At 49.3% G+C, this 20,305-nt stretch carries 16 protein-coding genes, 2 pseudogenes and 1 riboswitch; of the genes and pseudogenes, 11 read left to right on the top strand and 7 right to left on the bottom strand.

The genetic code is table 11. The annotated features are described in order from the left end of the window. The first annotated feature begins 9 nt into the window (after positions 1–9). On the top strand, positions 10–1,812 hold the full coding sequence (locus PUR_RS20480) for a glycosyltransferase (RefSeq protein WP_179036833.1): 1,803 nt from the start codon (positions 10–12) through the stop codon (positions 1,810–1,812). An 85-nt stretch (positions 1,813–1,897) separates the two neighbouring features. Here PUR_RS20480 and wsfD read toward each other — a convergent pair whose 3' ends face one another. Next, the gene (wsfD, locus tag PUR_RS20485) at positions 1,898–3,328 is read right to left on the bottom strand and encodes a glycan biosynthesis hexose transferase WsfD (protein WP_179036834.1); all 1,431 of its coding nucleotides are present in this window, start codon (positions 3,326–3,328) and stop codon (positions 1,898–1,900) included. A gap of 52 nt (positions 3,329–3,380) precedes the next feature. Further along, positions 3,381–5,279 carry an LTA synthase family protein gene (locus PUR_RS20490; protein ID WP_232101584.1) on the bottom strand — a complete coding sequence of 633 codons (1,899 nt, stop codon included), beginning with the start codon at positions 5,277–5,279 and terminating at the stop codon, positions 3,381–3,383. A 139-nt stretch (positions 5,280–5,418) separates the two neighbouring features. Between PUR_RS20490 and PUR_RS20495 the strand changes: the two genes are divergently transcribed. Then, positions 5,419–6,561, top strand: coding sequence for a glycerate kinase (locus PUR_RS20495; protein ID WP_179036835.1), 1,143 nt, complete (start codon positions 5,419–5,421; stop codon positions 6,559–6,561). 112 nt (positions 6,562–6,673) lie between these two features. After that, complete coding sequence (locus tag PUR_RS20500) at positions 6,674–7,282, top strand: Rossmann-fold NAD(P)-binding domain-containing protein (RefSeq protein ID WP_232101585.1); 609 nt, start codon at positions 6,674–6,676, stop codon at positions 7,280–7,282. Between the two features lie 87 nt (positions 7,283–7,369). On the opposite strand, the gene PUR_RS20505 is transcribed toward PUR_RS20500, so the two are convergent. Next, positions 7,370–8,527, bottom strand: coding sequence for a hypothetical protein (locus PUR_RS20505; RefSeq protein ID WP_179036836.1), 1,158 nt, complete (start codon positions 8,525–8,527; stop codon positions 7,370–7,372). Continuing rightward, a complete protein-coding gene (locus tag PUR_RS20510) occupies positions 8,527–9,108 on the bottom strand; it encodes an RNA polymerase sigma factor (RefSeq protein ID WP_442953735.1) in 582 nt (193 codons plus the stop codon). The genes PUR_RS20505 and PUR_RS20510 overlap by 1 nt, the downstream gene beginning before the upstream one ends. Positions 9,109–9,162: 54 nt before the next feature. Here PUR_RS20510 and PUR_RS20515 point away from each other — a divergent pair. The 5 genes and pseudogenes from PUR_RS20515 to PUR_RS20535 all read left to right on the top strand — a co-directional run. Next, positions 9,163–9,888 (top strand): annotated as a pseudogene (locus PUR_RS20515) (ISL3 family transposase); the annotation flags it as partial. Positions 9,889–10,242: 354 nt separating this feature from the next. Then, positions 10,243–10,704 carry a hypothetical protein gene (locus PUR_RS20520; RefSeq protein ID WP_232101587.1) on the top strand — a complete coding sequence of 154 codons (462 nt, stop codon included), beginning with the start codon at positions 10,243–10,245 and terminating at the stop codon, positions 10,702–10,704. 285 nt (positions 10,705–10,989) lie between these two features. After that, a complete protein-coding gene (locus tag PUR_RS20525; protein ID WP_179036838.1) occupies positions 10,990–11,775 on the top strand; it encodes a hypothetical protein in 786 nt (261 codons plus the stop codon). A gap of 120 nt (positions 11,776–11,895) precedes the next feature. Beyond that, positions 11,896–13,248: an IS4 family transposase gene (locus PUR_RS20530; protein WP_179036839.1), complete on the top strand. Its 1,353-nt coding sequence runs from the start codon at positions 11,896–11,898 to the stop codon at positions 13,246–13,248. Positions 13,249–13,294: 46 nt separating this feature from the next. Beyond that, positions 13,295–14,002 (top strand): hypothetical protein, encoded by a 708-nt coding sequence (locus tag PUR_RS20535; RefSeq protein WP_179036840.1) that lies wholly within the window; start codon positions 13,295–13,297, stop codon positions 14,000–14,002. 965 nt (positions 14,003–14,967) lie between these two features. On the opposite strand, the pseudogene PUR_RS26140 reads toward PUR_RS20535, so the two are convergent. After that, positions 14,968–15,174: pseudogene (locus tag PUR_RS26140) on the bottom strand (RNA polymerase sigma factor); the annotation flags it as partial. A gap of 181 nt (positions 15,175–15,355) precedes the next feature. Between PUR_RS26140 and PUR_RS20545 the strand changes: the two are divergent. Beyond that, the gene (locus PUR_RS20545; protein WP_179036841.1) at positions 15,356–15,898 is read left to right on the top strand and encodes a DUF1003 domain-containing protein; all 543 of its coding nucleotides are present in this window, start codon (positions 15,356–15,358) and stop codon (positions 15,896–15,898) included. 37 nt (positions 15,899–15,935) lie between these two features. Here PUR_RS20545 and fabF read toward each other — a convergent pair whose 3' ends face one another. After that, the gene (gene fabF, locus PUR_RS20550; protein ID WP_179038014.1) at positions 15,936–17,174 is read right to left on the bottom strand and encodes a beta-ketoacyl-ACP synthase II; all 1,239 of its coding nucleotides are present in this window, start codon (positions 17,172–17,174) and stop codon (positions 15,936–15,938) included. Between the two features lie 131 nt (positions 17,175–17,305). Here fabF and PUR_RS20555 point away from each other — a divergent pair, with 131 nt between their 5' ends. Both PUR_RS20555 and PUR_RS20560 read left to right on the top strand, forming a co-directional pair. After that, positions 17,306–18,142, top strand: coding sequence for a helix-turn-helix transcriptional regulator (locus PUR_RS20555; RefSeq protein WP_179036842.1), 837 nt, complete (start codon positions 17,306–17,308; stop codon positions 18,140–18,142). A gap of 42 nt (positions 18,143–18,184) precedes the next feature. After that, positions 18,185–18,601, top strand: a complete 417-nt coding sequence (locus PUR_RS20560; protein WP_179036843.1) for a GNAT family N-acetyltransferase — start codon at positions 18,185–18,187, stop codon at positions 18,599–18,601. A 56-nt stretch (positions 18,602–18,657) separates the two neighbouring features. On the opposite strand, the gene PUR_RS20565 is transcribed toward PUR_RS20560, so the two are convergent. Further along, positions 18,658–19,995, bottom strand: coding sequence for a 5'-deoxyadenosine deaminase (locus tag PUR_RS20565; RefSeq protein WP_179036844.1), 1,338 nt, complete (start codon positions 19,993–19,995; stop codon positions 18,658–18,660). 51 nt (positions 19,996–20,046) lie between these two features. Continuing rightward, positions 20,047–20,145, bottom strand: a riboswitch (purine riboswitch). Positions 20,146–20,305: the final 160 nt, after the last annotated feature.

Raw genomic sequence — 20,305 nt, forward strand, 5'->3', positions numbered from 1 at the left:
GAATTGTTCATGTATGAAGGAAGTACACTGCATTTTGATGGCAGCGAATGGATTAAGTTTCAGAGAACCTGCGAAATCAGCAATACCTTTACTTATGAATTCTGGGTAAAAGCGGAAGAGGAACAAATTCTGGATGAAGAACGGAATACAGGGACGGACGGCATAGGCGGAAGAAAGTTTTTGGTGGGACCGGATTTCCACCCGGTGGGAGCTGCGGGCTGCGGAATCTCCGTGGGTACGAACGGAATCTCGGTGTTCGAACATTGCGTAAATCATCTTCCCGCAAGGCTCGTCTTTGCGCATGATTTCTCGGAATGGCAGCACGTTGCCGTCGTTTGCGACAACAAGAAGCTGCGGCTGTATATTAACGGAATCGGATTAAAGGGAGAAAGCAAGGCCACCAATGTCGAACGGATTATTCCCTCTCTCGGCCTCGGAGGACATATGTACGGCACTTTTAAGGGTCAGGTCAGGGAGTTTCGCTTATGGTCGACGGCCCGGAGCGAGAAAGAGATTCGAGCTTGCATGTTCTCGAAGCTGGACGGAGAAGAGGCCGGCCTCTATTTCTACCGCGATCCGAGCAGAGGCATTTCGGTTATCAGCGGGATCAAAAGAACCTTTGCAGCCAGCGTAATTATGCCTTCCTATAACCGCTGCCCTTTGAACTACTTCTCCCTGCTGAGTCTGGAGCGGCAGCAATTCCCGCTTCAGCAGCTGGAGGTTATTTTTCTGGATGATGGCTCTACCGATCAAACGCCTGTCGTTTATTACTCGGTGTATCCGGAATACTCGTTCATTTATGTGCAGCAGCTTAAGAGCAGAGGAAGATCCAAAATCCGCAACATCGGCACCAGCATTGCCGTTGGCCATACCCTGCTCTTTGTGGATGCCGAGATGATATGCGGGCCCGACTTTGTGATGAACCATGTCAACCACCATCAAAGCGGAGAAAACAAGGTTGTATCCGGGGCCATGCGTTCAAGACTCCTGTATACGATGACCGGTCCCGGTTATTCTTCCGGACAGAAGGCGGCAATAAGCTCATTGTATGCCGCTCACCCGATCGCCGCGCCGATCGTAGAGCGGCTGATACAGGGAGACGAGACGCCGGTGCAGCTGCTCCCCTTTGAAATGATGTTTGATCCCGGGCACCTTAACCAGTGGAGCAATCAGAATGAATTCTTTGAGAACATCCTGCAAACCTATGGCAGCAGATTTAAACTATTTCAATACGCCTGGATAAATCTGATCACGAATAATGTCTCGATGACCAAACGTTTCTATGATGAGCTAGGCGGATTCGACGAATATTTAGAGGGATTCGGTTGGGAGGACTGGGAGCTCGGATACCGCGCTGCCCGAAATGGAGCGATATTTATCCATGATGACGCGTTGGTTAACTACCACCAGGAGCATCCGGTTTCTTCAAATAACCACATCGATGCCCGCTGGAATTTCATTAAACTTTGTGAAAAGTATCCTCATGAGATAGAGATCAAATTATTCGTTCTAACCATGGTGCCAGATTTTGTGACCCTGCCTGGCCTTAACGATTATTTGTTGGATTACAACAATATCCGGGCGATATACAAGAACCGGTTCCAGTCTTTGCATCATTACCTGAACCAGACGTTTGACCTGATGATCGCAAGCCTTCGGTACAATAATTCAGTCGCGCTGCCCCTTGCCCGCCCGGCATCCTGGTATGAAGAAGAGAAAGCGGTCAACGAAGATATCGCCGCGGTCAAAGAGCTGGGCGTATTTCCAAAGCTGGTAGAGCTGTATGAGCGAGTATCCAAATACTATTATTGACCCGGTTCTTTTACATGGTGCATATCAGATGTCGGTGAAAAAAAGCCGTGACGCACAGCCGTCACGGCTTTTGGAGTTGTACGCGTCAATTATAATTGACGCGCCGGAAGCTAAGTCCAGTCAGCTTCCGGACTACCCAGACGAGCATCGTGACGGCCATCATGTCGAAGCAGACATTGAACAGAAACAAATGCTTCCCGATATCCGCGCGGCCATCGCCGAGGATCGGCACGAGGAACGCAAAGATGCCAAGTAGTCCGAGCAGCATCATCAGCTCGCAAGCCACCCGCTGCCGCCGGTCCGCGCTTCGCAGGTACTCATACAACGCCCCGGCGTAGTAAACAGCGTAGAACAAGGCAAGGAATCCCAGACTATGCGGCAGCACATTACTTTTAAGCTGGCTCCATGCACTGTAGGTATAGGCGAGAGCGCCCGGCGGCTTATTGTCCGCTTTCTCGAAATTCCCGAGATACGAAGGGCGAATCGTCATACTGTTCGCTGCCGCGTAACGCATGTTATTCAGCAGACGGCCGGGATGCTTCAGATAGAACAGCAGCACATCCTTGTGGGAAATCCGGCTGTAAAAATCGGGGACGAGCGAAGGGTCATCCTGTTTAATCGCCGTGCCGCTCTCGAAATAGTTAGTGCCCGCCAGCACCTCCAATCTTTCAGGCAGCCCCAGCTCCTTAAGGTCCCCTTTCACATCCGGCGAACCGTTCAGAATACCGTAAAATACCGTCTGATACAGGTTGATATGCTTCAAATCCTTGGGAGCGGCGGCGTACATGATGACGGAAATAAGAAAGATTGCGATAGAGAAGCGTATCGCCGCTTTGCGGAAGCCCGTAGCCCCCTGTAGCGACGCGAACCGCAGAAAGATCAACGCGAAGGCGACGCCGGTGGGCGCATTCTGGATTTTGGAGCAGGTCAGGAAGAAGATTGCCACAAAGAAGAGCCACAAGTCCTTGACCTCCCGATTCTCCTTGAAAGCAAGCCTGAGTCCCAGCGCGAAAGTCAGCAGCATGAATACGAGCGAGACCGGCTCACCGAACAGCGAATTGAAATACGCGAGATAGCCGATATCGTAAAAGACGAACAGCAGCGCTCCCGCCAGCAGCAGCCCCGTGATATAAGAGCCGCGGGCGTTATGTTTGACCAGCAGCCAGGTCGCCGCGAGCAGCAGAATACCATACACCGCAGCCAGCAGCCGGATGTCGAACCAGCTTCCATGGAACAGGCCGCCAAGCAGCCTCGGCACCAGCACGAGGAAAATCTGCGATGAGGGGTAGAACCCCCTGAACAGATTCTCGTACGCAAACCGGGAATGGCTGTAGCTGAAAAAGCGGTCTTGATAAGTTTCCGATGCGTTGTAATAATTCAATCCGATCGTGTTCATCATTCGCAGAAAGTCGCCGTTGTCGGCCACTCCAATAAATGGCCCGAGGAACAGCAGGCCGAGCAGCAGGCCGAAGCCCGCCGCCGTCGCCAGAACATGCGGTTTAAACCATCGTTTCATTATAATTTCTCTCCCAGCTTCTTCTTCATCGTTCAGCCTCTTTGCCGGACTGCTAACGTTTCGGCAGCAGCTTCACATATTCGTCGGACAGACTCATCCATTGCAAAATATACTTGTAGTCTTGTTCATACTTGGCAAAATCGGCGACCGGCCGGAGCGTCTTCAGCGAAACGGCCTCGCCGTCCTGAAAGCTCTTGCCCGGAACGAACATTATATCGTCGTTGAAAAAAGAACCTGACGGCAAATAGTACCTCATCCCAAGCACATTGCGGCGGATATTCAGCAGGTCGTGTCCGAACGGCGTAACCCCTTCCCTTTTCAGCGATATGCCCAGCAGATTGGCCAGGGTCGGCATAATATCAAGCTGCCCCCCCGTCCGTTCGACCGTCTTCCCCCGCTCCGAGCCGGGCATGTGAATAATAAGCGGAATATTGAACCGGCTGATCCGGGAATCGTATTTGACTCCAAGCGCGCCTTCCACCTGCTCCGGCGGGACGTCCTGCGGCTGAAGGCCGAAATGGTCGCCGTAGAACACCAGCAGCGTGCTGTCCCACAGTCCGTTTTGCTTCAATCCGTCAATCAGCGTGCCGATGGCATAATCGGTATAGTTAATCGCGGTCAGATAATCGCCGAGCATCGTTCCCTTGAGATTATCCGGTACGGTTATCTTCTTGAACGCATCCGGAACCTGAAAAGGGTGATGGCTTGAGGCAGTGACGAACTGGGCGTAAAAAGGCGTCCCTTTCCTCTTCAGCTCGGCCAGCTTCTGCACTCCCGTAATGTACAATTGTTCATCCGAAGCGCCGAAAGCGTTGAAAAGATCATTCTTATAATACGGCTTGTCATAATAACCGTTGAATCCTATGGCCGCATAAAGCTCCTTCCGGTTCCAGAAGCCCACCTTGTTGACATGGAAGGTATAGGATTCGTATCCTTTGTTCTCCAGCACGCGTGGAAGGCTAGGCAGCGTCCGGTCCCCGAAACCTGTGGACATGGCCAGCGTTCCGATGGGATAGATGGACGTATTGCTCATAAATTCGGCATCCGATGTGTTGCCCGGACCAATCTGCTGAAAGATATGGGGAAAATAAAGCCCTTCATCCGCCAGCTTATTCAGATTCGGCGTAAGCTCCTGCCCATTCAGCGACTGATGCAGCGGGAAGTTCTGAAAAGCCTCCATCTGCACGACAATGACATTCTTGCCCTTCATGGAACCATAGTAGTCGGCGGAAGGCGTGCCGGACGGCGCTCCTCCATAGTTGTAGGAGGCCTCAAGCGCGCCAACCTTGGCGATCGTATCCTTGATATTGCCGGTGCCGACCAGTTCGCTGTTCTGCCGCTCCCGGATGGCGGCGACGACTTCGTAATTCAGGAAGCCCGCACTTTCCGCCTGCACCAGTTCGTTCGTGATTCCCGCCGAAGCATGAATCGTATAGGCGGACAACGAAGCGCCTCCGATTATGGAGACCAGAAGCACGACCAAATACACGCCTCGATGTTTCGGCGGAGCGTAGGCCGAGCGCATGTCTCTCGGGGCCGGCTTCCATCTGCGGAACAAGCGGTAAATCACGTACACCGCAATGTCCGCAAAGAACAAATAATCGACAAGCTGAATCGTCGACTTGACACTGTCCCTGATCTCAAATACCTGGTTCAGCTCATACAGAGCCAGATAAGTCGGCACCGAGCCGAAATGATTGAAATATACGCTTGCGGCGAACAGCAGCAGCGACAGCAAGCCGTTGAAAATCCAGAATGCGGCGTTCTTCGCCATGGAAGGCACCACCACGGCCAAGATTCCCATCAGCAGCAGCACCGGCGCGGCATCGGCCAGGACCCACTCCCAAGCGATCCGGTCGAAGAACAGCATCCGCAGCAGCAGCAGCTTCAGCACGAGCAGCGCGGACACGGTATAGAACCGGCCGGCAGCCCCTTTATTTTTTTCGTTCATGCTTACCCCTCTTATTTGTAAAATTCGTTTAATACCCATTATAGTCAAAATATAGCGAACCTCAAAGGCGGTTCGTATATCCGCTTGGATTTGACGCATTGCGCAGCCAAACGTTTAAAATTAAACATGGGGTGAGAAGATGAGCGAGAAAACATTTGTGCTGGCGCCGGATTCCTTTAAAGAGAGTATGACGGCCAAAGAAGTATGTATCGCAATGGAAAAAGGGCTGCGGAAGGTCTATCCGGCGGCTAATTATATTCATGTCCCGATGGCGGATGGCGGTGAAGGAACGGTACAGTCGCTTGTGGATGCCTCGGGCGGACAAATCCATTATGTAGAAGTTACGGGACCGCTCGGACAGCCGGTCACAGCCAAGTATGGCATTCTAGGCGACGGGACAACCGCGGCAATTGAGATGGCGTCCGCAAGCGGAATTCATCTGGTGACCAAGGAAACCAAAAATCCTTTGACCACAACAACTTATGGAACGGGCGAGCTGATTCGAGAATGTCTGGATCAAGGAATCCGGAAAATTATCATCGGCATCGGGGGAAGCGCGACGAACGACGGCGGCACAGGCATGGCTGAAGCGCTTGGAGCCAAATTTCTGGACGAGAAAGGGAATCTTCTTCCCCGAGGGGGAGGCGATCTGGACAGGCTGGCAAGCATTGATATTTCTTCGCCTGATGAACGGCTTCGCCATACGGAGCTGATTGTGGCCTGCGATGTTACGAATCCGCTCTGCGGGGAACATGGCGCCTCTTATGTGTTTGGCCCGCAAAAAGGAGCCACGCCCGAGATGGTGCGCAGGCTTGATGCCAACCTTGCCCATTATGCAGAGGTCGTGAAACAGCAGCTCCATAAAGATGTGCGGGATATCCCGGGAGCTGGCGCGGCCGGCGGTTTGGGCGCGGGCCTGCTGATTTTTACACAGGCGGAGCTGCGGAAAGGCATCGAGATTGTCATCGAGTATACCGGTTTAAGACAAAAGCTGGCTGATGCGGATCTTGTGTTCACAGGGGAAGGCGGCATTGATTTTCAGACCAAGTTCGGCAAAACCCCTTATGGGGTAGCCCGGACAGCCAAAGAAAGCGGCAAGAAGGTGATTGCCATTGCCGGATATGTTGGAGAAGGAATCGATACCCTGTATGCGGAAGGCATTGATGCGGTATTCGGTATCGTTCCGGGCGCATCCGGCCTGGAGAAGCTGCTGGCGGAGGGTTCGCAAAACGTCGAACGAACCTGCGAGAATATCGCCAGGGTACTTAAATTAAACGATTAACAGAAACGTCAAAGGAGCGGAATACTCATGGAAAATAGGAAAGCGCCTGCCGTTACCCCGATCAAGGTGATCGTTACTGGCGCCACGGGCATGGTCGGGGAAGGCGTCCTGCATGAATGCCTGCTGCATCCCGAGGTGGAAGAGGGTGCTTGCGGTCAACCGCAGACCCTCCGGCATGTCCCATCCCAAGCTGAAGGAAATCATCCATACCGATTGGTTCGACTTTACGCCCATTCAGGAACGGCTTGCGGGCTATGACGCCTGTTTCTTTTGCCTGGGTGTGTCTTCTGTCGGAAAAAGCGAGGCAGAATACACTCGGCTTACCTACGACTTGACGCTTCATGCGGCGGAGCTGCTCGCCGGATTGAATCCGGGAATGGTGTTCTGCTACGTTTCGGGGGAAGGCACTGACAGCTCCGAACGGGGCCGGAGCATGTGGGCCCGGGTGAAGGGCAAGACCGAGAACCAACTGCTGAGCCTGCCCTTCAAATCGGCCTACATGTATCGCCCGGGCTATATTCATCCGACCAAAGGCTTGAAGAACACCCATCGCTATTACTACGCTTTAACTTGGCTATACCCGGCGCTGCGTGTCCTCCTCCCCGGCCATGTTGTCACATTAAAGGAGCTGGGGCAGGCGATGATCCGGTCCGCCGTCCACGGCGCGGACAGTTCCATCCTGAACAGCCGGGAGATTGCGGCTTTGGCGAAGCGGCGGTGAGCGGGGGACTTGCGTCTAAGGCTAGTTAACCCGTTAATACGGTATGCGGACGGATGCAGCTACTGGCCTTTGGGTAGCCGCGAAATATTATTTTAGAGTATCAACCAAAAAACTCCATATCTCTCCTGAGATGTTGTAGGAAATCGTGATAGCCGGAACTCCCGGCTTGGTAAATGTGGCGATACCGGGAGCTTTCGGATTTTTCTTGAATTGATAATCCTCAAGCGCAAGATTTAAGTCGTAGGCCGAAGCCAGAGTTTCTACCTCCAACCGCAGCTTCTGCTCACTTACAGCCAGCAGTTGTTTGTCCCGCTCGGCCTGTACCGAAGCGGAGCCTGCCTTCCCGTCGAACAGAGCATGATCGCTCGCCCCGTAGATAACCCGGACCCTGTTGTCCATCGTAACGGATGCCTCGCCGCTGAAACGCAGCGTCAGCAAATCCTCTGTTCCTTTAACCACGAGGGAGGCTCCGGTCAGAGAAGGATTTTTACTGTTTTTGTTCATGATCTGTAGCGCTTTAATCCCCGCTTCCACCACTTCAGGGTCTAGGGTTCCGACGTCTATTTCGCAACTAAATTCCGCAATCTTTCCGTTAATAAGGCCGACCGTAGCATCTTTTGCTGATAAAGTGGTATGAATAGCCACCGACTTGTCTCGGGCAGCATCATAATCGACATAACGGGAGGCGGAATAAGCGAAGCTTCCTTTATACCCCAAACTCGCCAGCGCAACTCTGGCTCCATCACTTAATTTCTTATCGATCTCCCCGGGTTTAAGCGAACTGTTCACCTGCGCCTGTACCATTTCCCCCGTTTCCGTACTGATCCAAATTTTGGCGGTGTTGTATCCGCTTCGGTACGAATAGAGCATCTGCTTCTTTTTCGATAGGTGGTCAGCGTATTCCAGAGGAAAAGAGGTGCCCAGCATATCCCGCATCGCCTTATCGGCCGTATTCCTCATGTCCGCTTCCTTGACCACTCCCGAAGCAGTTGAAGAAACGTTATCCGTTCCCCGGTAGCCCGAGAATGGGCCATCCCCCACCGTCCAGCCCAGTCCGGCGATGGTCAGCGCAATGCATGCCGCAGCAGCAACCCCCGCATACCGGCGTCTGACGCGTTCCCGGGCCGCTTGAGGCTGGCCCTCGCGGATGGTGCGAATCACATTCTCCGCATGCTCCGCCGTAAATCCGTTCTTTTCAAAAGGGCCTCGTCCCGCCTGTTCATACCATTTCGGCTTGTTGTCCATTATTCCATCTCCTTCAGCTTGGATTGAACCTTGCGGCGGGCACGGTGAAGCCTCGATTTGACAGTTCCCTGCGACCAGCCGGTGAGTTCCGCGATATCTTTTGCCGACATTCCATATTTCAAATCGAGCACAAGCGCTTCACGAAAGCCTGCAGGCAGTTTCATAATCACATCCCAGATTTCATTGACATGCATGCTGCTAAAATATTGCATCTCCGCCGAAGCGGCAACTACCATTCCTCCGCCTGCGTTCACCCCGATCTTTTCCGTTCGATCCGGCAGCGCAGTGAAATCTCCCCACAGACTTGCTTTGAAAAAACGGGATTTTCGGTAGGAGAACACGGCGTTGCGGGCAATAGAGAACAGCCAGGTTTGAAAGGAAGACCCTCCCCGGTACGTTTCGATGCGGTAATAGCATTTCACAAACACTTCCTGCGCCAGCCCATCCGCCTGCTCGCAGCTTGACGTCAAATAGTAGATATAATTCCAGACGTCGCCGCCGAAACGCTCCATTACAGCCCGAAGCGTATCTTCGTCCATATGGTCTGCATCTTTCAGTTCATCGAAATTCAATGTGTTCACCTCACTGGATTAGACGAAGTCACAGCCGCCTCGGTTCCCGTTCCCGGAAAATAAGGACATACGTACAATACCGGCATTCAAAATCTTCGGGGCGAAACCCTGCTGGATGTACTGGCTGGACGCAAATTGGAGGATTTGCGTGCTTATGCTCGTACGCACCCCGACTTTCTTTCGCTGAAGCCCAAAGCCATCGTCATGGATTTGGCCCAGATGCACCACACGTGGATCAGCGAATGTTTTCCGGATACGATTCGCATTGCAGACCGTTTCCACGTTCACGGCTATGTTATTGAAAGTATCCAGGTTGTCCGGAAGTCGGTCCAGCACAGGCTTGCTCCTCAGGCTAAGGCAATCTTGAAAAGGGACCAACCGGCTACTCACAATCCTCCAGGTGACAGTCTTTCTGAAAAGAGCAAGATCCGGCTAAACGCCCTGTTTGCCTTCTCTACTCTGCTACGCAAGGTTTGGGAGTGGAAAGAAGCGTTTTCCCACTGGTACGAGTACTCCCCGAATGTTCAGGTAGCCATTGCTAGCTTTCACCTTTGGCTTCAGCAAGGCGAGAACATGGATCATGAATCCGCTCAGAGTACCTTGAAGACCATGCGTAATTGGCAGAATGACATCATCAAATACCATCTTTGCCGCTGGACGAATGCTACGGTAGAAGGGCGGCATAATCGTATTAAAGCCTATCAGCGGAGACACTACTTTATATGTAATCGTGAATGCTACAAAGCCGGTGTTTTAGTCGAATGTAATTGGCATCGCTTATCTGGCTGAAAATATCAACCACTGATTTTTCGATTGAGCCACTTAAATCATACTTTTTTCGAAGCGGGGTTAGCTAAAAAAGCAAAAACTCATACCAAAGAGATTCAGAGGAGCTGCCTGATCGGTTGCTCCATTTTATTGTCTTGAAAGAAGGTGGGAACTTGAAGAAATCATGAACACAAAAGGGAATTGGTCACGGTACTTACCGTTAGATTCATAATCTATCTCGCAATATAATGAAAAATTTACATTTTATTTACAAAAAAAAGATAATTGGCGTGATTTGCAATATGTAATTTATGGTAGAAGGATAGATTTTTTATAACTAAATCTATTCTATCTTATGAAGAAAGCGGTGTTCAGATGCGTAAAGGAATAGCAATGGCTTTAACTGCGTTTATGGTTATTTCAATGTTACCGGTCACCCAAGCTTTTGCAAAAGAAAAATCACAATTGAATTATTCCGTACCTCAAGAACCAGGTGAAATCCACACTGAGGTTGCAAATCAACCAGGTAATGGTGGGTTATGTACTATTGATTTGGTTCCCATTGGTTCAAAGTTAGCTGATTTGGATTGGGGTTATGATGCATACTTTCCTATAAACTCTGTTAGTGTCAATGTTGAATGGGATGACGGTTCATCGTCGTCAGATACAACTACTTATGGTCTAGTAAATGCCACCTATCATCCTACAGGTTCTTTACAACATCAATATTCTTCCACTGGTCCCAAGGAAGTTTGGTACGATGCCAGTGGTTATATGGAATTCTACACACTTAATTGGTGGACAAATCCGTTTGCAGATTCAGACGTAATCCGTTAATATCCGCGAGGCAGGCGAGTTTTTTGAAGAACGCCTGTCTCTTCTTTTATCTAGTGACTGTTTGTCAATCCCAGTGAAACATTTCTTCCATGAAGACTTCTTAGGCGGATTGTAAGCTTTGACACTTCCACGGACGCTGATTAGATGAGATGGATGACTTTTGCCAGTTTCAGAAAGGCCTTGCTTTTTCCTTGGCCTCTGATAGCCAAGCGTGTTTCGTATCCGAATCTCGGGCGGCCTTTAACCAATTAGAGTCTATATAAGTAGAATAAAGAAGGTGTTATCTTGAATCAATTTATCCATAATCGAAAAAAAGTATATATAAGCATAATTTTTGCTATATTAAGTATATGTATGTTTTTCTTGATTTACAAAGACGCAAAAATTGCTGGACGTCTGAATGAAAATGTTAATTATTTATATTGGTTATCACCTAATCTCGTGATTATTCAAACAGTAAATCATATGTTGATTTTTTTAAGTATTTTATCATTTGTCATCGGTATTATTATTACAGACGTAAAAATAAAATTCAGAAATAATTTAAAGGAAATATTTATAAATTCATTCTACAACTTAGTGATAATTATTTTTGTTACTTTCTTATCTGAACTTATTATGGGGCTAAAAGTGGAAGAGTATACACCTTTTAATATGTTTCTGCATAGTATGACTATGTTTATATTTGCGATTTTTTTTATGAATTTTTGGGCCCTAATAGGATACGGTCTAAAATTATTACTGAAGAGTCAAGTATCAGCATTGATTCTTGGAATTACATATCAAATTTACGAATATTTATACCTCACGAAAATGTTCCCACATATCTCCAAATTTCTTCCATTATCATTAAGTAGAGAACTTGTAGTTAGACAATTTCCTTATTGGCACCCTCAAAATACTTGGTTAAGTGAATTGAACTCTATTGCATATTTTGCAAATGCTACATCTATTCGTGATGGCGTTGTACCAATGGTGCGGGTAATCATTTCGTTACTTATTTATATAATTTTAATTTTTGCGGCTTCCTTAATAAATTACTCAACTTTCGCACCTGGAATATCAGCTTAATCCCTTGAGGCAGTAAGAAGAAATCCAATAAATTTGTCCGTATTGACAAAAAACACCTTGCTTGTTTGGTATCATGGAAGTGTCGAATCAACCATGCAAACAAGAAAGGTGCGTAACTCCATGTTACAACAACATTCCAGGTCTGAACAGTCTCGCTTTTCCAAACTTTTTGTTACCCTCCAAATCGGGAAATCCTTACGAAATGCGGGGATTTCCAAGTCGTTTGGCCTTTCCAGTCTCGTAGTTTTCCAAATGGTCTTCTCCCTGGTTTTTGAAGGGAAGAACTGGTTTCGCTTGCTCGAAAGCCCTCGTGGAGCCGATCTCCCTGGAAAAGATGTCGTCTATCGTTTTTTGAATCAAGCTTCCTTTGCTTGGCGACGATTTTTGCATACCTTAAGTCTTCGAATTGTGCTCTATTTCGAGTCGCTCATTTCACCGACTCGTGTGAGAGTGTTCATCATCGACGATTCCGTGCTGAGCCGAAACCGGAGTAAAAAAGCGGAATTACTAGCACGGGTATTTGACCATTCGACGGGTACATTCACGAAAGGCTACACCATGCTGACGCTCGGCTGGTCGGACGGCTTCAGCTTCGCTCCGCTTGACTTTGTGATGCTTTCTTCGGCCAAACTGGCCAATCGAATTTGCGAAATGACTTCAAAGATTTCCAAACGCAGCGCAGGGTACAAACGTCGGATGGAGGCCTTCTCTCGAAAGCCAGATGCCGTCGTCGCCTTGCTGGAACAGGCGTTAACGGCGGGATTCACCGCCGATTACGTGCTCATGGATAGCTGGTTTACTCAAGCTCCACTCCTTCGTCAGTTGACCGCCAAAGGCCTTTCTGTGATTGGCATGGTGAAGGAAATGAAACAGCGGTACCTCGTTCAAGGACAGCGATTGACGCTGCGTGAAGTCTTTCAAGGCCTTCCGAAGTCGAGTTCGAAAGACATGAAAGGTTCCGTGATCGTCCACACGACCTGCGGTCTGCCAGTGAAGCTCGTTTTTGTGCGTAATCGCAATAAACGACGGGAATGGCTTGCGATTTTAAGTACGGACGTCACCTTGGATTCTGCCGAAATCGTGCGAATTTACGGAATGCGTTGGAGCATAGAGACCTTTTTTAAAGTAACGAAAAGCTATTTAAAACTGGGAACGGAGTTTCAAGGCCGTTCATTTGACCAACTGATTAGCCATACGACCGTTGTGTTCAGCCGTTATTTGGCGATGGAATACGAACGTCGTCAAGCGAGTGATGATCGAACACTCGGAGGACTCTTTTTTCTCTTTGCAGACGAAGTCCGCGATCTGGACTTTCAGTCGGCTCTCCGGCAACTCATGGCTTTATTTCTCGAAATGGCTCAAGCAAAGAGCCAGAAGAACAAAACGTCTGTTTTTTGTCAACTGCAGGATTGGATCTCTAGTTTACCCCGCTATATCAAGGGTTTGTTTAAAGATTTGAGCTGCGAAAGTTGAGTAAATTACTTTAAAAAAAGAATTCGACAAAAAAAAGGAGGAAATTATGATACTGAAAAAAATAGATTTCTCGGAAATACCAAAACCTATAAAACATAATATTACTAAGTTAGAACGCATATCTCTTGATGAAATCAATGTTAGCCACGAAGTTCTAATTAATTTTTTATTAAAGGAACCTCAACTTCAAATAGCTGTATTATCATTACTGAAAAATAACAACCGATGGTTTGAAATAATATTACCTAAAGAAATGAAATTTAACGATCTCATGCTAACACCGACTTATCGAATATTACAATGTATATTTAATGAGATAAGAGGTAGAAAAATAGAGGATTATTATCATTCTCTTTTATTGAGAACAGTAAAAGTCGATATTAGTTCTTTATTGAATAATCTGATTATTGAGAATAAAGTGAGCTTTGATATTATCGATTTAATAAAAATGGATTTTATTCAAGAAATGTCTCCTGAGAATATAAAAGTTTACAAATTAGTTATTAATGAAAAAATGCATAAGGATAAATTGGTAAGCTATAAAGAAAATATGCTTATCAAAATAATTTACCAACAATCTAGTAGAAATAATAATATGTATTCGTTCTATATTAATGCCTTTTCAGAAAAGAGAATAGTCCAAAATGAATTACTACTGGCACTGTGTCATCTATACCAGGATGTATATGTATCGGGCTCAGGTGATCCCTGGAGAAGTCTTGAGATTTTAGTTTCTAATTATATTGGCATCTAATATGTAATAGCCTTTATGAAAACAATAACACAATAATATGACGAAACGAAAAATGTCATCCTCATTGAAAAGAGATAAAGGATCTACTACTGCAATATGAAATCCTAAAAAAGGGAAGAAGAAGGAGAGCATTGGGCAGACTGTTTCTATGGCAGTGGAGTGGTATCGGCTGCAGCAGAAGAGCTTGAGCGACCTGGAACACCTTCGAATCGATTTCAAGTTGGTTGAGGTGTCGAGAAATAGAATAGAGGCTATACAAATAGTCATACTTAAATCATACTTTTTTCGAACGCGGGGTTAGCGAAATAAGCCTATACTCAAAACATAGCTATTCCGAGGAGCTGCCAGATGGGCCGCTCCTTTTTTATTGCCCGAAAGGAGGCGGGTGTGAAGTAACTATATGAGGTTTGGAGGAAAAAAGATGAACAACCTATCAAAGTGGGACACGGTTTTCACTCATCGCAGCATTGACATTCAGTCTCTATCACCGGCAAAGCCGGATCAGCTTGGATATGTAATCAAGTATCCGAAAATTTAAGGGAGAGAGTTCAATTTTGTATAACAAGCGGGGACGAAACAGTTTACTTCTTTTGCTGGAGTGGCGCTGTTCACGGGGGATTCCCCTGATTACCCAGGCAACAGGAGCGGCGATGGAAGCCTTGCCTAATTATACCGATGATAAAGAAAAAATTACGGTGATCGATCTCAAGCTAGAAACACAGCCAGCTTTGGGATCTCCGAATGTGCCGGTCAAAATGGTCGAGTTTGGAAACCTCAAATGCCCGGCCTGCCGGAAATGGGAAAGCGAGTCGTTCATTGACATGCATGCTGCTGAAATACTGCATTTCCGCCGAAGCGGCAACTACCATTCCTCCGCCTGCGTTCACCCCGATCTTTTCCGTTCGATCCGGCAGCGCAGCGAAATCTCCCCACAAACTTGCTTTGAAAAAACGGGATTTTCGGTAGGAGAACACGGCGTTGCGGGCAATAGAGAACAGCCAGGTTTGAAAGGAAGACCCTCCCCGGTACGTTTCGATGCGGTAATAGCATTTCACAAACACTTCCTGCGCCAGCCCATCCGCCTGCTCGCAGCTTGACGTCAAATAGTAGATATAATTCCAGACGTCGCCGCCGAAACGCTCCATTACAGCCCGAAGCGTATCTTCGTCCATATGGTCTGCATCTTTCAGTTCATCGAAATTCAAAGTGTTCACCTCACTGGATTAGACGAAGTCACAGCCGCCGCGGTTCCCGTTCCCGGAAAATAAAAGCACACCCTATTCATACCATATACAAATGGAAAAGGATGGAGTAAGATGATGGCATTCTTTTTTCACCCAAGGAGGACAATCAATGGCGCAGGAGAACGCAAAAACGGTCCCGCCGGAGGACGTGACCATTAATGGTTTCGATATTGAACTGAACGACAAACATAAAGGGCGCATTGACAAGTATGTGGAGCTTTATGAAAAACGCATCGTCGCTCATCTGGAAGAGGAATACAGCAAACAGACGGGCGTCGGCGGAAAATTGGCCGACCGCATTGCCGCTTTCGGCGGAAGCTGGAAGTTTATCACCTATTTCACTTGCTTTTTGGCGCTGTGGATTGTTTGGAACGTGCTCAGCTTTACCCGGCATTTTGATTCGCCGCCGTTTATTCTGCTGAATCTATGCCTGTCCTTTCTGTCCGCGTTCCAGGCGCCGGTCATCATGATGAGCCAGAACCGGCAGGCTGCGCGGGACAAACATGAGGCGATCATTGACTTCGCGATCAACTACAAGGCGGAGCAGGAGATCGACGACATGCAGGGCCATCTGCACCGGATTGAAGCGGAGCTTCAGGAGCTTAAGGCCTTCCTTATGGCCGGTCAGAAGGAAAATAAAGCGTCTGAATAAACATAGCAGCATCGCTGTACTGTTGAAACGGTCTTTCTTATTCAGTGTATTTGCGAATAACAATCACCGCATTATGCCCGCCGAATCCGAACGAATTGGACATTCCGATGTGGAGCTCCTGGATTCGGGCTGTCTTTGGGACATAGTCCAAATCACAGTCCGGATCGGGCCGCTCCAGATTGATCGTGGGAGGAATGACGTTGTTCTCCAAACTCTTGACCAGGGCAATCGCTTCGGCTCCGCCGGACGCGCCGAGCATATGACCAGTCATCGACTTGTTAGCCGTAACCGGAATACGGTAAGCGTCAGCTCCAAACAGGGTCTTGATCGCTTTCGTTTCGGAGAGGTCTCCCATCTCCGTGCTGGTCGCGTGGGCGCTGATCACATCGATGTCCGCCGGTGAAAGACCGGCGGCTTGTAGCGCCAGCCTCATCGCCTGATAGGCTCCTCTTCCTTCCGGATGGGTCGCCACCATGTGATAGGCGTCGGAGCTGGCTCCGTAGCCTATCACCTCCGCGTAGATCCGCGCATCCCGGCGACGCGCATGGGTGAGTGATTCCAGGACGAGAATGCCCGCCCCCTCGCCGATCACGAATCCGTCTCTCTCCGCGTCAAACGGACGGCTGGCCCGCCGGATGTCATCATTACGGACAGTTAGAGCATGGGCGTTGCCGAAGCTTGCGAGCGAGATTCCATTGATCGCCGCTTCTGCTCCCCCGGCCAGGATAACGTCGGCCTCGCCGAACCGGATAGTCCGAAAGGCTTCGCCGATGGCCGTATTACCGATGGAGCAAGCCGTAACCGGCGAAAGCACAGGACCCATGGCGCCATAACGAATACTGATTGAGGCTGCGGCCATATTGGAAATCATCATCGGCACCAAGGTCGGGCTCACCCGGTCCGGTCCCCGCTCCAGCAACACTTGATGTTGATCCAGCAGCGACCCGATGCCGCCGATTCCCGACCCTACGTATACGCCAAACCGTTCCCGGTCCATACTTTCCACCTTCAATCCCGAATCGGCCAGGGCCTGATCGGCGGCTGCGAGCGCGAATTGGGTGAAGCGGTCCATACGCCGCGCTTCTTTGCGCCCGAACAAAGCTTCCGCGTCAAAATTCCGCACAACCCCGCCAAATTTAGTCTTATAGGCGGACGTATCAAAAGCATCAATTTCGGATATCCCGGATTGTCCGTTCCTCAGGTTATTCCAAAAATCCTCCACCTCGTTGCTGAGAGGCGAAACGACCCCCATCCCGCTTATGACGACTCTCTCCATCATGAATCCCCCTCATGAATCCTCCATTTTTAAAATTCACCGTTATCATGTCATGGAATTTATCCTATTACAAGTTGTTGTTTAAACTAGTATAATGAGTGCTAGGATAACAAATATTGGAGGGATGATTCATGAATGCTGAGGCCCGGCTGGAAGCGCTGTCCGTCTTTCTGAAATCGCAGCGCGCCAAAATTTCGTCCCTGTCGGCAGGCTTGCCCGGCGGCACCCGCAGAAGAACGCCGGGGCTTAGACGCGAAGAAGTCGCTCAGCTGGCGGGGGTCAGCACAACCTGGTACACTTGGCTGGAACAGGGCCGCGATATCAAGGTATCCGTATCCGTCCTGGACAATATCTCCAAGGCTCTCCGGCTTACCGCCGATGAGCGAAACTACTTGTACTCGCTCGCGCTGGATACGCATACCGGACCCGGGTTTCCTCCCGAGACTCATTCGGAAATCCGGCCTTCACTGCTTAAAATCATTCAGGAGCTTCAATACGCTCCGACAATTGTAACGGACCGCCGGTGCCAGATCGTGGGCTGGAATGAAGCCGCAAGACATGTGTTTCTTGATTTCGAGCAGGTTCCCGCCGCGCAGCGCAATTTGATCCGTCTGCTGTTTTCCCGCAAAGAGCTGCAAAGGCTTGCCGTGAACTGGGAGGATTTTGTCGGAGGCTTTCTCGCCATTTTCAGAACCTATTACGGACAATACGTCGATGATGAATGGTACACTGAATTTTTGCGCGACATGAACGGAAACTACGAGGATTTCGACCGTCTCTGGCAGCGGAGCACAGTGAACAACGCCCCAGACGTGTTAATCGAGTTTCGGCATGCCAAAGCCGGAAAAATGCTGTTCGAGCTGACCTCGATGCACGTTCACGGCAGCGCCGATTTGCGGTGCATTATCTATACTCCGGCGGCCGACGAGACCGAGAGAAAACTCATGAAGATGATGAAGAAGCTTTGAATCCTAGCTTTGAATCTATATTTTGGAGGGAATGAAGTCAATATGGATTACAAGATCATCTCAGCGTTAAATGAACGTCAATTCGCTGATCTCTGCGAGCTGTACCGTCAGGAATGGTGGACCAACACCCGAAATCCGGAAGATATAGCGGCAATGCTGGAGCATTCGGATATCGTCATTGGCATATGTGAGGACCAAACAGATAGACTTATAGGCTTCATCCGTGTTCTTACCGATTTTGTCTATAAAGCTTTAATATTTGACGTAATTATTCATGAAGCGTATCAAGGAAAAGGCTTGGGGCGAATATTGCTGGATCAAGTGACAGCCCACCCCAAACTTCAGTCCGTACGGCACATTGAACTATATTGCAAATCGGATAAGATATCTTTTTACGAAAAATGGGGATTTACCAATCAAATCGGCGACATCCACTTCATGAGAAGAACCGCCCAATAGACAAGTTACACTTCCGTTAACAGAAAAAAAGCCCGCGCAGCGGGCGAATCGGCTCGTTATCCCAGCGGCGTGCGGGCCAGCAGTCTTTGAATCGACCGGTCCGCTTCGCGCAGCACCGTGTCTTTATCGACCGTCTTCAGTATGCCTCTGTCCATCAAGATTTTGCCGTTAATAATCGTGGTCTCCACATCCGCGCGCGTAGCGGAATACACAATCCGGGAGATCGGGTCCACATCAAAGGAAGGGAACGTATGGAAATTATACAGGTTCAGGATTGCCAGGTCCGCTTTCTTGCCGACCTCGATGCTGCCGATTTCATTTTCCATCCCGACCGCCTTGGCTCCTCCGATCGTCGCCATCCGGAACACGGATTTAGCGTCCATTGCCGTCGGTCCGTGCAGCGGCTTTTGGATCAGCGCGGCCAGCCGCATTTCATTGAACATATCGAGGTTGTTGTTGCACGGGGCGCCGTCCGCGCCAAGGCTTACCGAGACATGCTCGTGAATCAGCCCCGGCGTGTCGGCGATGCCGGACGACAGCTTCAGATTGGAGCCAGGACAATGGCTGACATGCACGCCCCGTTCCCGCAAAATGCGCCGCTCTTCCTCATCCAGCCAAATACAGTGGGCGAGAATGAGCCGCTCGTTCGCCAGTCCAATATGATCCAGATAGACGATGTTGCGCATGCCGGTCATTGCCTGCACGATCTCGATCTCCCCCTGATTCTCGGAAGCATGGGTGTGCACCTTAACCCCATAACGGGCGGAAAGGTCGCGCACTTCCGTCAGCAGCGGCTCGGTACAGGAAATCACGAACCTCGGGGAAAAAGCGTACCGGATTCGCCCGCCGTCATATCCGTTCCATTTCTCCAGCAGATCCACGCTCTCCTGAAGCGAAGCCGCCGTATCCTCCTGAAGCGCCTCGGGCACATCCCCGCCCTTCTGGTCCATCATGACCTTGCCTGAGAGGGCGCGGATACCGCTCTTCGCGATGGCCTGGAAGGCGTAATCCGCGTGATGCACCGTCTCCATATCGACAATCGTCGTCGTCCCGCTGGAGATCAGTTCCCCGATGCCGAGCATCGCGGAGTAGTAGAGCGACTCCCCGTCGTGCGCCGCTTCGAGCGGCCATATACGCTTGCGCAGCCAATCCATCAGCTCCAGATCGTCCGCCTTGCCCCGAAAGAGCGTCTGGCACAAATGGATATGCGTCTGCACAAAGCCCGGAATGACGGTCCGTCCCGTGGCGTCGATCACCGTTTCTCCCTCAAGCGGCGCAAGGCCGCTGCCGATTTCCGCAATCAGGTCGTCCTTGATCCGGATGTCGCCGCGCAGGATTTCCTCCCGCTTGTTCATCGTGATGAGTTCCGCATTTTTTATCAGTATACCGCCCATGATTCTCTCCCCCTAAATTAAGTAAAAATAAAAGCAAAAAGGCCACAAAAACATGCCGGGGCATATTTTCGTAGCCAGAAATTTACGGTTTCCGGTAGAGACCCTTAATCCGATCATTAAGGATATACGAAAAGATCAAATTTTTATGAATTAACTTCATCTTAATTCAGAGACAGATTCTTTGTCAATAGAAGTAAATAAAGTTTACATATCAAACATAACCGACACAGAGATGCTATAAAATTGACTATTCATCCCGGCGTATTAGGTTTAAAATAACAATGATGTCCTTGAAAAGGAGTGTATACCA

The organism is Paenibacillus sp. URB8-2 (genome assembly GCF_013393385.1).
Lineage (GTDB): Bacteria > Bacillota > Bacilli > Paenibacillales > Paenibacillaceae > Paenibacillus_AQ.

What these genes read in the sequence shown, in the direction of transcription:
- PUR_RS20480 (WP_179036833.1), top strand. Translation starts at nt 10, where the DNA reads ATGTATGAAGGAAGTACACTGCATTTTGATGGCAGCGAATGGATTAAG.
- wsfD (WP_179036834.1), bottom strand. Translation starts at nt 3,328, where the DNA reads ATGAAACGATGGTTTAAACCGCATGTTCTGGCGACGGCGGCGGGCTTC.
- PUR_RS20490 (WP_232101584.1), bottom strand. Translation starts at nt 5,279, where the DNA reads ATGAACGAAAAAAATAAAGGGGCTGCCGGCCGGTTCTATACCGTGTCC.
- PUR_RS20495 (WP_179036835.1), top strand. Translation starts at nt 5,419, where the DNA reads ATGAGCGAGAAAACATTTGTGCTGGCGCCGGATTCCTTTAAAGAGAGT.
- PUR_RS20500 (WP_232101585.1), top strand. Translation starts at nt 6,674, where the DNA reads ATGAATGCCTGCTGCATCCCGAGGTGGAAGAGGGTGCTTGCGGTCAAC.
- PUR_RS20505 (WP_179036836.1), bottom strand. Translation starts at nt 8,527, where the DNA reads ATGGACAACAAGCCGAAATGGTATGAACAGGCGGGACGAGGCCCTTTT.
- PUR_RS20520 (WP_232101587.1), top strand. Translation starts at nt 10,243, where the DNA reads ATGCGTAAAGGAATAGCAATGGCTTTAACTGCGTTTATGGTTATTTCA.
- PUR_RS20530 (WP_179036839.1), top strand. Translation starts at nt 11,896, where the DNA reads ATGTTACAACAACATTCCAGGTCTGAACAGTCTCGCTTTTCCAAACTT.
- PUR_RS20535 (WP_179036840.1), top strand. Translation starts at nt 13,295, where the DNA reads ATGATACTGAAAAAAATAGATTTCTCGGAAATACCAAAACCTATAAAA.
- PUR_RS20545 (WP_179036841.1), top strand. Translation starts at nt 15,356, where the DNA reads ATGGCGCAGGAGAACGCAAAAACGGTCCCGCCGGAGGACGTGACCATT.
- fabF (WP_179038014.1), bottom strand. Translation starts at nt 17,174, where the DNA reads ATGGAGAGAGTCGTCATAAGCGGGATGGGGGTCGTTTCGCCTCTCAGC.
- PUR_RS20555 (WP_179036842.1), top strand. Translation starts at nt 17,306, where the DNA reads ATGAATGCTGAGGCCCGGCTGGAAGCGCTGTCCGTCTTTCTGAAATCG.
- PUR_RS20560 (WP_179036843.1), top strand. Translation starts at nt 18,185, where the DNA reads ATGGATTACAAGATCATCTCAGCGTTAAATGAACGTCAATTCGCTGAT.
- PUR_RS20565 (WP_179036844.1), bottom strand. Translation starts at nt 19,995, where the DNA reads ATGGGCGGTATACTGATAAAAAATGCGGAACTCATCACGATGAACAAG.